We start from the raw sequence: 13963 nt of genomic DNA, 5'->3' as shown, positions 1-13963 counted from the left end.
CGTTGAATCGGCATGTCGCACTAGAATCAACGCTCACCCCCACAGCCGGCGGCCTCCCGCGCCCCGGCGCCTTGCCGCGGCATCCCATGTTCTCCTTCTCACGCAACACCATCCACCCCGCGGGCCAGGGCCTGCCTGCGTCAGAACGCCTGGGCGCGTTGCTGGCCGTGATGCTGGCCGTCTGCATGGCCAGCCTGGACACCGCCATCGCCAACACCGCGCTGCCCACCATCGCGCGCGACCTGCGGGCCAGCGACGCCGGCTCCATCTGGGTCATCAGCGGCTACCAGCTGGCGATGGTCGCGGGCCTGCTGCCGGCCGCGGCGCTGGGCGAAATCCTCGGGCATCGCCGCGTCTACATGGTCGGCATCGTGGTGTTCACGCTGTCCTCGCTGGCCTGTGGGCTGGCGCCGTCGCTGCCGGTGCTGGTCGCGGCCCGCATCCTGCAGGGGCTGGGCGCGGCCGGCGTCATGAGCGTGAACGCGGCCTTGCTGCGCTTCATCTATCCCGCGCCGGTGCTGGGGCGCGGCATGGGCCTGAACGCGATGGTGGTGGGCCTGTCGTTCGCCGCCGGGCCCACCGCGGCATCCGCCATCCTGCTGCTGGGGTCATGGCACTGGCTGTTCCTGATCAACGTGCCGATCGGCCTGCTGGCCGTGGGGCTGGGCCTGCGCGGGTTGCCGCAGACCACGCGCGCGCCGCACGGCTTCGACGGCCTGGCGGCGGCGCTGTGCGCGCTGACACTGGGGCTGTTCGTACTGGGCTCGAACGAACTGGCGCACAGCGCGCCGTGGCAGCGCGTCACGCTGGAGTGGGGCCTGGCGGCCGCCAGCCTGTGGCTGCTGATGCGGCGCCAGGCCGGCCACCCGGCGCCGATCCTGGCGGTCGACCTGCTGCGCCGCCCGTTGTTCGCCCTGTCCGCCGCCACCGCGGTCTGCGCCTTCGCGGCGCAGGCGCTGGCATTCGTGTCGCTGCCGTTCCTGTTCCAGACGGGGCTTGGCTACACCCAGGTGCATACCGGTTTTCTCATCACGCCCTGGCCGGTGGTGGTGGCGTTCATGGCGCCCATCGCCGGGCGCCTGTCGGACCACTATCCGGCGGGCATGCTGGGCGGCGTGGGGCTGGCGCTGCTGGCCCTGGGCATGGCCTCGCTGGCCCTGCTGCCGGCGGCGCCATCGGCCTGGGATATCTCGTGGCGCATGGCGCTGTGCGGCGCCGGCTTCGGCTTTTTCCAGTCGCCCAACCTGCGCGCCATCATGACCTCGGCGCCGCCTTCGCGCGCGGGCGGCGCCAGCGGCATGATCGGCACCGTGCGGCTGCTGGGCCAGGCCAGCGGCGCGGCCCTGGTGGCGGCCTGCTTCAACGTGTCCAGCAGCCACGGCGCCGTGATGGCGCTGTGGCTGGGCGGGCTGTGCGCCGCGCTGGCCAGCCTGGCCAGTTTCGCGCGGCTGCGCTTCGGCGCGGTCGAGCCGGCCGAATTGCCCGCCGCCCGCTGAATTCTCGGCATTTATTGCGCTTTGTGGCGTTATAAATCATGGGCCGCCAGACATATACGTAAGATGTGCAACACCGGCTAAATATCGATCGGGCGGGGCCGTTGTCCGGGGTGTAGCAGTCTCCTACACCCCAGAACGACGCGTATGACACAGTTCCTGAAAGACATCACCATCCGCCGCATGATCCTGAGCACCCTGCTCATCATCAGCGTCCTGCTGGCAGGCCAGTCGGCCATCAGCGTAAATGGGCTGCGTGGCGCGGGCGAGGCGCTCGCCGACAGCTATGAACTCCTGAACGAAGTTTCATCACTTTCCCGCGTGAACGACCAGGTCATGCGGGCGCGGCTGCGCCTATCCCGCCAGCTGGAATACGCGCGCGACGGCCTGCCCGGCCCCGCCGCCGAGGAAAACCGCGGCATCGACGCGGCACTGGACCTGGCGCGCAAGCACCAGGCCGCATTCCTGGCAACGGCGCGTGACGACGCCCCCGCCGACATCCTGGAGCCGCTGCAGCGTGGATTCGACAGCCTTGTCGAAGGCATAGCCATGCAACGCAAATTCCTTGCGGCGGATGACATCGAAAAGGCGCGCGCCCACGCCGCCGGTCCGATCATTGCGGCCAGCCGGGCCTTTGGCGAGAGCATGGAAAAGTATGAAGCCTATGCCCGCGAGCGCGAGGACACGTTGATCGTCAGCGCGGTCGCCGCGCGCCAGCGCGCCTACCTCGGCATCGGCATCCTGCTGGGGATCACCCTGCTGCTGCTGTTCCTGGGCGACCGCTACGTGGTGCGCTTCGTGCGGCAGCCGCTCAACGATATCAAGCGGCACTTCCAGCACATCGCCAGCGGCGACCTGACCGCGCCCATCGCCCCCTTCGGCGGCAACTGCGTCGGCCAGCTCATTCCCTATCTGCAGGAGATGCAGTCCAGCCTGGTGCGCACCGTGCACGCGGTGCGCGACGGCGTGGCCGAAATCAACACCGGTTCCAGCGAAATCGCGGCCGGCAACCAGGACCTGTCCAGCCGCACCGAACAGCAGGCCGCGTCGCTCGAGGAAACCGCGGCGAGCATGGAGCAACTGTTGTCCACCGTCACCAGCAACGCCGACAACGCGCGCCAGGCCAATGCCATGGCCGCCGAAGCGTCGGACGTCGCCCGTCGCGGCGGCGCTGCGGTGCAGAGCGCGGTGGCCACCATGCGCGAGATCGCACAGGACTCCGGGCGCATCGAGGACATCGTCGGCGTGATCGACGGCATCGCTTTCCAGACCAACATCCTGGCCCTGAACGCCGCCGTGGAAGCCGCGCGCGCCGGTGAGCAAGGCAAGGGCTTCGCGGTGGTGGCGGGCGAAGTGCGCTCGCTGGCGCAGCGCAGCGCCAGCGCCGCCAAGGAGATCAAGCAACTGCTGGGCGCCTCGGGCGCGACGGTGCAGGCCGGCGCGGCGCAGGTGGAGACGGCCGGCCGCACCATGGCGGAAATCCAGGCAGCCATCGAAAGGCTCACCATGCTGGTCGGAGACATCGCCACCGCCTCGCACGAACAGGTCACGGGCATCGACCAGGTCAACACCGCGGTGACGCAGATGGACCAGGTCACGCAGCAGAACGCGGCGCTGGTCGAACAGGCCGCCGCCGCCGCGGCGTCGCTGGAAGCACAGGCCCAGCGGCTGCAGCATTCGGTCAGCATCTTCCGGCTGCCGGCCAGCGTGCTCGACCACGAACAGCGGACCCTGCCGGTGCGCGAGCGGCTGGCGCTGTCGGCCTGAAACGCCGTTGCGGCCGTGCCGGCGTCGCCGGCGCGGCCGTGCGCCCGCTTCAGGCCAGCGTGGTCGCGCAGACCTGCTGGCCATGGCGGATGACCCGCTTGGGCAGCTCGCCGCCGATCCAGTACGCCAGCTCGGCCGGATGCGAGATCTCCCACGCCACGAAATCCGCGACCATGCCGGCAGCCAGCACGCCATGGCTGGCCTGCAGGCCGAGCGCGCGCGCCGCATGAACGGTGGCGCCGGCCAGCGCCTCCTCGGGCGTGAGCCGGAACAGCGTGCACGCCATGCTCAGCATCAGCCGCAGCGACAGGGCCGGAGACGTGCCCGGATTCAGGTCGCTGGAGATCGCGATGGGCACCCCATGGCGGCGCAGCAGGTCGACGGGCGGCACTTGCGTTTCGCGCAGGGCATAGAACGCGCCCGGCAGCAGCACCGCCACCGTGCCGGCCGCGGCCATGGCGCGCACATCCGCTTCGGTCAGGTATTCCAGGTGATCGGCGGACAGCGCGCCATGACGCGCGGCCAGGCTGGCGCCGTGCAGCGACGACAGTTGCTCGGCGTGCAGCTTGACCGGCAGGCCCAGCTGGGCCGCGGCCTGGAACACCCGTTCCACCTGCGCGGGCGAGAACGCCAGGTGCTCGCAGAACGCGTCCACGGCATCCACCAGACCCTCGGCCGCCAGCACCGGCAGCATGCGGCGCGCGACCTCGTCGATGTAGTCATCGGCGCGGCCGGCGAATTCCGGCGGCAGCGCGTGCGCCGCCAGGCAAGTGGCGCGCACGGTCAGCGGCAGCGTCTGTCCCAGCTGGCGCGCTACCCGCAGCATCTTGCGCTCGTTGGGCAGGTCCAGGCCATAGCCGGACTTGATCTCCAGCGTGGTGACACCGTCGCGCAGCAGCTGCAGCGCGCGCAATCGGGCGCTGGCATACAGCGCCTGCTCGGTGGCCTCGCGGGTGGCGCGCACCGTGCTGGCGATGCCGCCGCCCTGGGCCGCGATCGCCGCGTAGTCCACCCCCTGCAGGCGCTGCTCGAACTCCTGGCTGCGATTGCCGCCGAACACCAGATGGGTATGGCAGTCGATCAGCCCCGGCGTCACCCAGGCGCCGCCCAGGTCATGCTCGGGCGCATCGATGCCACCGGGCAGCGCCTGTTCCGGGCCGATCCATTCGATACGCTCGCCGCGCGTCACCAGCGCGGCCCGCTCGATCACCGCATACCGCCCGCCGGCCATCGTCGCCGCCTGGCAATTGCGCCATACCTGTTTCATCGCAAGACTCCTGTTCTCCGCCGTGCCGGCGGCTCAATCCGCGCCCTCGGCGGCCGGCAAGCCGATGCCGCCGCCGGGGCCCTTCGGCCACACCCATAGGCGATAAGCCACGCACAGTAGCGCGAGCCACACCGCGCCCACGACCAGGGCGGCCTGCGTCTTGGGGAAATAGCCCAGCACGCCCAGCACGAACAGCATGAACACGATGGCCGCGATCGGCGCCACCGGCCACCACGGCACCGGGAACTTCAACGCCGCCACTTCCTCGCGCCGCATGGCGCGGCGCATGGCCACCTGCGACAGCAGGATCATCAACCATACCCAAACCGTGGCGAACGTGGCAATCGAGGCGATCAGCACGAACACGTCCTTGGGAATCAGGTAGTTCAGCAGCACGCCCATCAGCAGCGACAGCGTCATCACCACCACCGTCATCCAGGGCACGCCGCCGCGCGACACGCGCGCGAAGCCCTGCGGCGCCTGGCCTTGCCGCGCCATGCCGTAGAGCATGCGGCCGGCGCCGAAAATGTCGCTGTTGATCGCCGACACCGCCGCCGAAATCACCACCAGGTTCAGGATGTGGGCCGCCGAGCCGATGCCCAGGCTATCGAAGATCTGCACGAACGGGCTGCCCTGGCTGCCGATCTGGTTCCACGGAAAGATCGACATCAGCACCAGCAGCGTCAGGACGTAGAACAGCAGGATGCGCAAGGGCACCGCGTTGATGGCGCGCGGAATCACGCGCGCCGGGTCCCTGGCCTCGCCCGCGGTGATACCGATGATCTCGATGCCGCCGAACGCGAACACCACCACCGCCAGCGATGCCACCAGGCCGCCCAGGCCATTGGGCATGAAGCCGCCGTGCTGCCACAGGTTGTGCACGCCGGTGGCCGCGCTGTCCGCGCCCAGGCCGATGCCGAACAGCATGATGCCCAGGCCGCCGGCGATCATCGCGATGATCGCCGCGACCTTGACCAGCGACAGCCAGAACTCCATTTCGCCGAACACCTTCACGGCGCACAGGTTGAGCCCGCCGATGAAGAACACGATGGCCAGCACCCAGATCCACTGCGGCACGTCGGGAAACCAGAAGCCCATGTACAGCCCGAACGCGGTGATGTCGGCCAGGCAGACGATGATCATCTCGAAAGTGTAGGTCCAGCCGGTGACGAAACCGGCAACCGGTCCCAGATAGCTGGTGGCGTACTGGCCGAAGGAGCCGGACACGGGCGTGCGCACCGCCATTTCGCCCAGCGCGCGCATCACCATGTAGACCGCCGCGCCGGCGATCAGATAGGCCAGCAGCACCGACGGTCCCGCCTCCTGGATGGCCTTGGCCGAGCCATAGAACAGGCCGGTGCCTATGGCCGACCCCAGGGCCATGAAGCGGATGTGCCGCGCCGACAGGCCTCGCCTGAGATCCCGCTCCTGAGTTTCCATCCTTGTCTCCGTATCGTTTTCTGGCCGAGCGGCGGCCGGCCGCCCGTGGACGGCCAGCGTCAGGGAGCCGGCGCCCCGCTCGGCGCGCGCCGGCCGCCCGGAAGCGTCACAGGCTGGGCAGCAGGCCCGCCGGCATCAGCGCGTTCAGTTGCCGGCCGGCGATCAGCTGGCTGGCGGCCTCGATGTCGGGCGCGAAGAAGCGGTCCTTCTCGTAGTGCGCGACCTTCTCGCGCAGCAGGCCGCGCGCGCGCTCCAGCTTCGGCGAGGTTTTCAGGCCCGCGCGGAAGTCCAGGCCCTGGCAAGCGCCGAGCCACTCGATCGCCAGGATGTCGCGCACGTTATCGGCCATGGGCCAGAGACGCTTGCCGGCGTTGGGCGCCATCGACACGTGGTCCTCCTGGTTGGCCGAGGTCGGCAGGCTGTCGACGCTGGCCGGGTGGGCCAGCGCCTTGTTGTCGCTGGCCAGCGCGGCCGCGGTCACCTGCGCGATCATGAAGCCGGAGTTCACGCCGCCATTGCTCACCAGGAACGGCGGCAACTGCGACATGTGCTTGTCCATCATCAGCGAAATGCGGCGTTCGGACAGCGCGCCGATCTCGGCCAGCGCCAGGGCCAGGTTGTCGGCCACCAGCGCCACCGGCTCGGCATGGAAGTTGCCGCCCGACAGCACGTCGCCCTGTTCCGCGAACACCAGCGGATTGTCGGAGACAGCGTTGGCCTCGATCTGCAGCACCTGCGCCACGTGGCGGATCTGCGTCAGGCAGGCGCCCATCACCTGCGGCTGGCAGCGCAGCGAGTAGGGGTCCTGCACCTTGTCGCAGTCGGCATGCGAGTGGCCGACCTCGCTGTCTTCGGTCAGCAGGTCGCGGTACACGGCGGCCACGTCGATCTGCCCCGGCTGGCCGCGGGCCTCGTGGATGCGGGCGTCGAACGGCACGCGCGAGCCGAGCATGGCTTCGACACTGAGGCTGCCGCAAACCAGGCCGGCGGCCAGCAGGTCCTCGGCCTCGAACAGTCCGCGCAAGGCGTAGGCGGTGGAAACCTGGGTGCCGTTCAGCAGCGCCAGGCCTTCCTTGGCCGCCAGCGTCAACGGCTCCAGTCCGGCGCGCGCCAGCGCCGCCTTGGCCGGCAGCCATTCGCCGTCGCAGCGGGCGCGGCTTTCGCCCAGCAACAGCAGCGACATGTGCGCCAGCGGCGCCAGGTCGCCGGAAGCGCCCACCGACCCCTTCAGCGGGATATGCGGATAGACGCCGGCGTTGACCAGCGCGATCAGGCTGTCGATGACCTTGCGGCGGATACCCGAGCGGCCGCGCGCCAGGCTATTGATCTTGAGCACCATGATCAAGCGCACCATGGCGTCGTCCAGCGCTTCGCCCACGCCGGCCGCGTGCGACAGCACCAGCGAGCTTTGCAGCGCCTGCAGGTCTTCGCGGGCGATCTTGGTGGAGGCCAGCAGGCCGAAGCCGGTATTGATGCCGTACGCCGTGCGGCCTTCGGCGATGATGCGGTCCACGCAGGCGACGCTGGCGTCGATCGGGCCATGGGCGGCAGGGTCCAGCGTCAGGCGGCCGGGCTGCTGGTACACCTGGCGCAATTGCGCCAGCGTCAGGTGGCCGGGCTTGAGGTGCAGATCCATTTCTTGTTCTCCAGGATGAGGCTTCGGTGTCATGCGATATCGTGGCCGCGCCGCGCCGGCAGGTGCGCGGGTTGCCCGGCGCGGCGGGCGAAGATGAAGTAGAGGATGCCGGGCACCACCAGCCCGATGATCCAGGAAATATCCACGCCGCCCAGGTGCGCGACCATCGGACCGGTGTAGAGCTTGGTCGAGATGAAGGGCATCTGCACCAGCACGCCCGTCACGTAGACCAGGATGCCGGGCCAGTTCCAGCGGCCGTAGCGGCCATCGGGGTCCGACAGCGCGGCCACGTCGTAGCGTTCGCGGTTGATGAAGTAGTAGTCGACCAGGTTGACGGCGCTCCAGGGCGTGAAGAAGGCCAGCAGGAACAGGATGAACGACTTGAAGGCGTTCAGGAACGAGTGCTGCCCCGCCAGCGCCACACAGGTGGCCGCGCCCACGATCAGCAGCACGAACACCAGCCGCTGGCGCCGCGAGATGTCCACATGGCCGCGAAAGCCGCTGATGATGGTGGCGATGCACATGAAGCTGCCATACGAATTCAGCGTCGAGATGGTGACCTTGCCGAACGCGATGCTGAAGTACAGCAGCGCCGCCGTGGCGCCCGCGCCGCCCAGGCCGACGATGTAGGCCACCTCGCGGCCGGCGAACTGTCCGGCCGCCATGGCCGCCGCCAGCACGCCCAGGGTCATGGCGATCTGCGCACCCAGCACCGAGCCCGCGCCGACCGCCAGGAAGGTCCTGAGCGGCGACGTGCGGCTGGGCAGGTAGCGCGAATAGTCGGCCACGTAGGGGCCGTAGGCGATCTGCCAGGAGGCCGCCAGCGATACCGCCAGCAGGAACGCGGTCCAGCTGAAATGGCGGATCCGCAGCAACTGGCTGAGGTCGCCCAGCGCGACCACGCGGCTGAACAGGTAAACGAAGGCGACCAGCCCCAGCACGCTGGCCACGCGGCCGATGATGTGGATCATGCGGTAGCCGAACACGGTCACCAGCACGATGACGGCGGCGAACAGCAGGATGCCCGCGCTGTCGCTGACCCCGAGCAGCTGGCCGATGGCCTGGCCCGACAGCACCGTGCCCGTCGCGGTGAAGCCCAGGTACATCAGGCACACCAGTACGATGGGGATCGCCGCGCCGTAGACGCCGAACTGCACCCGGCTGGAGATCATCTGCGGCAGGCCCAGCCTGGGCCCCTGCGCCGCGTGCAGGGCCATCACGGCGCCGCCGAACACTTGGCCGAGGAACAGGCCGATCAGCGACCAGAACACATCGCCGCCCAGCACCACCGCCAGCGCGCCCGTGACAATGGCGGTGATCTGCAGGTTGGCGCCGAGCCAGAGCGTGAACTGGCTGTAGAGCCGGCCGTGGCGCTCGCTCTCCGGGATGTAGTCGATGGAGCGTCGTTCGATCAACGCCCCTTTTTGCGCCGCGCGGTCCTGCTGCATGCGAGGTCTCCTCGTGGACACCGTCCGGCGGCGCCCTGGTTGTTCCACAGCGTGCCGCCGGCTCAGCGGGTGGCGTTGATCATGGGCAGGTCCAGGCCCTGTTCGCGGGCGCAGTCGATGGCGATGTCGTAGCCGGCATCGGCATGGCGCATCACGCCGGTGCCCGGATCGTTGGTCAGCACGCGGGCGATGCGCTCGGCCGCCGCGTCGGTGCCATCGCACACGATCACCATGCCGGCGTGCTGCGAGAAGCCCATGCCCACGCCGCCGCCGTGATGCAGCGAGACCCAGGTGGCGCCGCCCGCGGTGTTCAGCAGGGCGTTGAGCAGCGGCCAATCGGACACCGCGTCGGTGCCATCGCGCATGGCCTCGGTCTCGCGGTTGGGGCTGGCCACCGAACCGGAGTCCAGGTGGTCGCGGCCGATCACCACGGGCGCCGACAGTTCGCCGCTGCGCACCATCTCGTTGAACGCCAGGCCCAGCCTGGCGCGCTGGCCCAGGCCGACCCAGCAGATGCGCGCCGGCAGGCCCTGGAAGCGGATGCGTTCGCGCGCCATGTCGAGCCAGCGATGCAGGTGGGCATCGTCGGGAATCAGTTCCTTGACCTTGGCGTCGGTCTTGTAGATGTCCTGCGGGTCGCCCGACAGCGCGGCCCAGCGGAACGGACCGACGCCGCGGCAGAACAGCGGCCGGATGTAGGCGGGCACGAAGCCCGGGAAATCGAAGGCGTTCGCCACGCCCTCGTCCTTGGCCATCTGCCGGATGTTATTGCCATAGTCGAAGGTCGGGACGCCCTGCTTCTGGAAGTCGAGCATGGCCTTGACATGCACGGCCATCGACTGCTTGGCCGCCTTGACCACCGCCGCAGGCTCGCGCTGGGCGCGCTCGCGGTACTCGGGCCAGGTCCAGCCGGCGGGCAGATAGCCGTTGAGCGGATCGTGGGCGCTAGTCTGGTCGGTCACCATGTCCGGACGCACGCCACGGCGCACCAGCTCGGGCAGCACCTCGGCGGCGTTGCCGCACAGCGCGATCGATACCGCGCGGCCTTCCGCCGTGTAGCGAGCGATGCGCGCCAGCGCGTCGTCCAGGTCGCGGGCCTGCTCGTCGACGTAGCGGGTGCGCAGGCGAAAGTCGATGCTGGCCTGCTGGCACTCGATGTTCAGCGAGCAGGCGCCGGCCAGCGTCGCGGCCAGCGGCTGCGCGCCGCCCATGCCGCCCAGGCCGGCGGTCAGCACCCAGCGGCCGGCCAGGTCGCCGCCGTAGTGCTGGCGGCCGGCCTCCACGAAGGTCTCGTAGGTGCCTTGCACGATGCCCTGGCTGCCGATGTAGATCCAGCTGCCGGCGGTCATCTGGCCATACATCGCCAGGCCCTTGGCGTCCAGCTCGTTGAAGTGTTCCCAGGTGGCCCAGTGCGGCACCAGGTTGGAATTGGCGATAAGCACGCGCGGCGCGTTGGCGTGGGTCTTGAATACGCCCACCGGCTTGCCCGACTGTACCAGCAGGGTTTCGTCGTCCTCCAGGCGCTTGAGCGTCTCGACGATCCGGTCGTAACAGTCCCAGTCGCGCGCGGCGCGGCCAATGCCGCCGTACACCACCAGCTCCCTGGGATTCTCGGCCACGTCCGGGTCGAGGTTGTTCATCAGCATCCGCAGCGGCGCTTCGGTCAGCCAGCTCTTGGCCGTCAGCTGGTTGCCGCGCGGGGCGCGGATCTCGACGTCGCGGTATCGGTTCGATTTTTCCAAGGCAGTCTCCGTGTTCGAGGGCGGCGCGCGGTGAAACGCGGCGGATGCCGAATCATAGGATGCCTATGCTTGTATATACAAGTCCGATGGAGTTGTTTTACGGTCAGGGATTTCCCGTACAAAAACGACCGATCAGTGGCTGAGGCCGTTCAACCGTGGCGCCGCTGCAGTTCGATCAGGCAGGCGTCCAGCATCGACGCCGACGCCAGCCGGTACTCGGCCAGATCATCGCGGCCGTCCTCGCGCGCCGCGGCCTGCTGTTCGATGTGCAGGCAGTCGTAGCGCGCCGGTTCGGGCAAGGCGCGGCCGTCACGCCGGACGGTCAGCGCCTGCCCCGCGTTCAGCAGCAACACCGTGCTGGCGGCGCTATGGAACGCCCACTCGCGCACGCCGCCGATCCACTGCAGCCGGGCGCGGTAGTGACGCGGCGAGTAGATCAGATTGAAGTCGCGGATGGCGCCATCCAGCAGGCGGCAGTCGACCCGCGCATCGCCGGAAAATGCGTAGGCCTGGCGCGGCCGCAGCGGCGCCTGCGCCTGGCCGTCGACGGTCAAGGCGATGCCGGCGCCTTCGAGCACCGTGATGATGCGCTGCAGGCCATTGAACGACGAGAACCCGCCATCCTGGGCCACGTCGGCGATGGACAGGCGCCATTCGAACGCGGCGCTGTCGCCGCCATCGTTGCAGGCCACTTCCTGGGTGGTGCCGCCGCCATTGCGCCAGGGCATGCGCGGGTAATCCTGTGCCCGGTACAGGCGCACATCGAACGGAATCATGTGGAGAATTTTCCTTCAAGACGATGGCGCGAACCGGGATGGATCAGGCGCGCCAGGGTGACGGCGCGTTCGCCCGACCAGGTGCGCCGGCGGATCAGCAGGCAGGGTTCGCTGCGCTCGATCTGCAACAGTTGGCACTCGCGCGGCTTGGCGACGATGGCCTCGACTACGTGCTCGCCCTCGGTCAGCGGCGCCACGCGCGTCAGGTACTCATAGGGCGTGTGCTGGGTGAAGTCCTGCTTCAGATAGTCTGGCGCCAGGCGCACATTGACGTAGCGGTCTTCGAGCTGGATCGGCACGTCGTCCTCGTAGTGCACGATGAGCGAATGAAACACCGGCTGGCCCTCGCGGATGTCGAGCGCGGCGGCCTGCTCGCTGCCGGCGGGTTCCTCGGCCAGCCGCACCACGCGCGCGTGGTGGCGATGCCCGCGCGCGCTGATCTCGTCGGCGATGTTGTTGACCGCGAACAGCGCCGAGCGGGTCTTGGGTTGGGCCACGAACGTGCCCACGCCCTGCATGCGCACCAGCAGGCCTTCGGCCGTCAGTTCGCGCAGCGCGCGATTGACCGTCATGCGCGAGTAGCCCAGCTCCTGCACCAGCTCGCTTTCCGAAGGCACGCGGTAGTGCGCCGGCCAGGCGCCGCTGCGGATCTGCTGGGCGATCATCTGCTTGAGCTGTGCGTACAGCGGCGCCGGCGGGGCCGAGGGCTGGGCCGGCAAACGGGGCGGGGGAGAAGCCAAGGGGTATCCTGTGTCGTGCCGTGGAACGAATGCCGATTATAGGGGTCGGCTGGACATGTACAGACAGGCAGTCCGCGCTGGACGCACCCGGTTAGCCGGCTTATACTCCCCCCCTGTATCCATCCGGAGGCCGCCGTGCCCCATTCCCCCGCAGAAAAAAAGCGCGTCACCACGCGCCTGCGCCGCATCCAGGGCCAGGCCCTGGCGCTCGAGCGCGCCGTCAACGAAGGCACGGAATGCGGCGCGCTGCTGCAGCAGCTGGCGGCCCTGCGCGGCGCGGCCACGGGGCTGATGGCCGAAGTGCTCGAAAGCCACCTGCGCGAGACCTTCCTGCAATCCGCCCATGGCGCACGACCCGGCGCGGCGCTCGAACCCGAAGCGGAGATCGACCAGGTCATGCGCATCGTCCGCTCTTATCTCAAATAACCCATCCGACCTTCTGGAGCCCCTCATGAAATCACGCGCAGCCGTCGCATTCGGCCCTGGCAAGCCGCTGGAAATCGTTGAAATCGACGTCGCCCCGCCGCAACGCGGCGAAGTGCTGGTGCAGATCACCCACACCGGCGTCTGTCACACCGACGCCTTCACCCTGAGCGGCGACGACCCCGAAGGCCTGTTCCCCGCCGTGCTGGGCCACGAAGGCGCCGGCGTGGTGGTCGAGGTCGGCGAAGGCGTGACCTCGCTCAAGCCGGGCGACCACGTCATTCCCCTGTATACGGCCGAGTGCCGCGAGTGCAAGTTCTGCCTGTCGGGCAAGACCAACCTGTGCCAGAAGGTGCGCGCCACCCAGGGCAAGGGCGTGATGCCCGACGGCACCTCGCGCTTCAGCTATGAAGGCAAGCCGCTCTACCACTACATGGGCTGCTCCACCTTCAGCGAGTACACCGTGGTCAACGAGATCTCGCTGGCCAAGATCAACCCGGCCGCGCCGCATGAAAAGGTCTGCCTGCTGGGCTGCGGCGTCACCACCGGGCTCGGCGCGGTGCACAACACCGCCAAGGTCAAGGAAGGCGACACCGTGGCCGTGTTCGGCCTGGGCGGCATCGGCCTGGCGGTGATCCAGGGCGCGGTGCAGGCCAAGGCCGGCCGCATCATCGCGGTCGACACCAACCCGAACAAGTTCGTGCTGGCCAGCGCCATGGGCGCCACCGACTGCATCAACCCCAAGGACCACGACAAGCCGATCCAGGAAGTGATCGTCGAGCTTACCGACGGCGGCGTGGACTTCTCGTTCGAGTGCATCGGCAACGTGCACGTGATGCGCGCCGCGCTCGAATGCTGCCACAAGGGCTGGGGCGAGAGCATCATCATCGGCGTGGCCGGCGCCGGCCAGGAAATCAGCACGCGCCCGTTCCAGCTGGTCACCGGCCGCGTCTGGCGCGGCTCGGCCTTCGGCGGCGTCAAGGGCCGCACCCAGCTGCCGGGCATGGTCGAGGATGCCATGAGCGGCAAGATCGACCTGGATCCGTTCGTCACCCACACGCTGCCGCTGGAACGCATCAACGAAGCCTTCGACCTGATGCATGAAGGCAAGTCGATCCGCACCGTGATCCACTACTGACGCCCCGGCTGAGGTTCCCGCGGGCCCGGCGCGCATGCGCCGGGCCCGTTTTCTTTCATGACAAGTCGGCGACAGCCGCCGCGCCAAATATGA

Annotated in this window: 11 protein-coding genes; 4 read left to right on the top strand and 7 right to left on the bottom strand. The window is 68.9% G+C overall.

Annotated elements, in window-relative coordinates; translation table 11 throughout:
- Window positions 1-86 precede the first annotated feature (86 nt).
- Both HV742_RS11035 and HV742_RS11030 read left to right on the top strand, forming a co-directional pair.
- Window positions 87-1496, top strand: coding sequence for an MFS transporter (locus HV742_RS11035; RefSeq protein ID WP_049070737.1), 1410 nt, complete (start codon window positions 87-89; stop codon window positions 1494-1496).
- Window positions 1497-1640: 144 nt separating this feature from the next.
- Entirely contained in the window at window positions 1641-3260 is a 1620-nt protein-coding gene (locus HV742_RS11030; RefSeq protein ID WP_175145130.1) for a methyl-accepting chemotaxis protein, read from the top strand.
- A 49-nt stretch (window positions 3261-3309) separates the two neighbouring features.
- Here HV742_RS11030 and hutI read toward each other — a convergent pair whose 3' ends face one another.
- The 7 genes from hutI to hutC all read right to left on the bottom strand — a co-directional run bounded on the left by hutI (window position 3310) and on the right by hutC (window position 12309).
- Complete coding sequence (gene hutI, locus HV742_RS11025; RefSeq protein WP_049070734.1) at window positions 3310-4527, bottom strand: imidazolonepropionase; 1218 nt, start codon at window positions 4525-4527, stop codon at window positions 3310-3312.
- A 33-nt stretch (window positions 4528-4560) separates the two neighbouring features.
- Window positions 4561-5967, bottom strand: coding sequence for an amino acid permease (locus HV742_RS11020; RefSeq protein WP_175145128.1), 1407 nt, complete (start codon window positions 5965-5967; stop codon window positions 4561-4563).
- A 106-nt stretch (window positions 5968-6073) separates the two neighbouring features.
- Window positions 6074-7603 (bottom strand): histidine ammonia-lyase, encoded by a 1530-nt coding sequence (hutH, locus tag HV742_RS11015; protein WP_049070730.1) that lies wholly within the window; start codon window positions 7601-7603, stop codon window positions 6074-6076.
- A gap of 29 nt (window positions 7604-7632) precedes the next feature.
- Window positions 7633-9051, bottom strand: a complete 1419-nt coding sequence (locus HV742_RS11010; protein ID WP_175145126.1) for a purine-cytosine permease family protein — start codon at window positions 9049-9051, stop codon at window positions 7633-7635.
- A 62-nt stretch (window positions 9052-9113) separates the two neighbouring features.
- The gene (hutU, locus tag HV742_RS11005) at window positions 9114-10793 is read right to left on the bottom strand and encodes a urocanate hydratase (RefSeq protein WP_175145124.1); all 1680 of its coding nucleotides are present in this window, start codon (window positions 10791-10793) and stop codon (window positions 9114-9116) included.
- A 149-nt stretch (window positions 10794-10942) separates the two neighbouring features.
- Complete coding sequence (locus HV742_RS11000; protein WP_049070725.1) at window positions 10943-11569, bottom strand: HutD/Ves family protein; 627 nt, start codon at window positions 11567-11569, stop codon at window positions 10943-10945.
- Window positions 11566-12309 carry a histidine utilization transcriptional repressor HutC gene (gene hutC, locus HV742_RS10995; protein WP_059268985.1) on the bottom strand — a complete coding sequence of 248 codons (744 nt, stop codon included), beginning with the start codon at window positions 12307-12309 and terminating at the stop codon, window positions 11566-11568. Before hutC ends, HV742_RS11000 begins: the two co-directional genes overlap by 4 nt.
- A 135-nt stretch (window positions 12310-12444) precedes the next feature.
- Between hutC and HV742_RS10990 the strand changes: the two genes are divergently transcribed.
- Together HV742_RS10990 and HV742_RS10985 are read left to right on the top strand one after the other, a co-directional pair.
- Window positions 12445-12735, top strand: coding sequence for a metal/formaldehyde-sensitive transcriptional repressor (locus HV742_RS10990; RefSeq protein ID WP_175145122.1), 291 nt, complete (start codon window positions 12445-12447; stop codon window positions 12733-12735).
- A gap of 25 nt (window positions 12736-12760) precedes the next feature.
- Window positions 12761-13870, top strand: coding sequence for an S-(hydroxymethyl)glutathione dehydrogenase/class III alcohol dehydrogenase (locus HV742_RS10985; protein WP_049070720.1), 1110 nt, complete (start codon window positions 12761-12763; stop codon window positions 13868-13870).
- The last annotated feature ends 93 nt before the right edge of the window (window positions 13871-13963 follow it).

Source organism: Achromobacter ruhlandii (genome assembly GCF_902859695.1).
GTDB classification, from domain to species: Bacteria; Pseudomonadota; Gammaproteobacteria; order Burkholderiales; family Burkholderiaceae_B; genus Achromobacter; species Achromobacter ruhlandii.
The sequence above is the reverse complement of the archived record's forward strand: the minus strand, read 5'-3'. Positions and strand labels throughout refer to the sequence as shown.

Bases quoted from the DNA above. Each gene is read 5' to 3' on its own strand.
- HV742_RS11020 (WP_175145128.1), bottom strand. From the start codon at position 5,967: ATGGAAACTCAGGAGCGGGATCTCAGGCGAGGCCTGTCGGCGCGGCAC.
- hutI (WP_049070734.1), bottom strand. From the start codon at position 4,527: ATGAAACAGGTATGGCGCAATTGCCAGGCGGCGACGATGGCCGGCGGG.
- hutH (WP_049070730.1), bottom strand. From the start codon at position 7,603: ATGGATCTGCACCTCAAGCCCGGCCACCTGACGCTGGCGCAATTGCGC.
- HV742_RS11010 (WP_175145126.1), bottom strand. From the start codon at position 9,051: ATGCAGCAGGACCGCGCGGCGCAAAAAGGGGCGTTGATCGAACGACGC.
- HV742_RS10985 (WP_049070720.1), top strand. From the start codon at position 12,761: ATGAAATCACGCGCAGCCGTCGCATTCGGCCCTGGCAAGCCGCTGGAA.
- HV742_RS11000 (WP_049070725.1), bottom strand. From the start codon at position 11,569: ATGATTCCGTTCGATGTGCGCCTGTACCGGGCACAGGATTACCCGCGC.
- HV742_RS11030 (WP_175145130.1), top strand. From the start codon at position 1,641: ATGACACAGTTCCTGAAAGACATCACCATCCGCCGCATGATCCTGAGC.
- HV742_RS11035 (WP_049070737.1), top strand. From the start codon at position 87: ATGTTCTCCTTCTCACGCAACACCATCCACCCCGCGGGCCAGGGCCTG.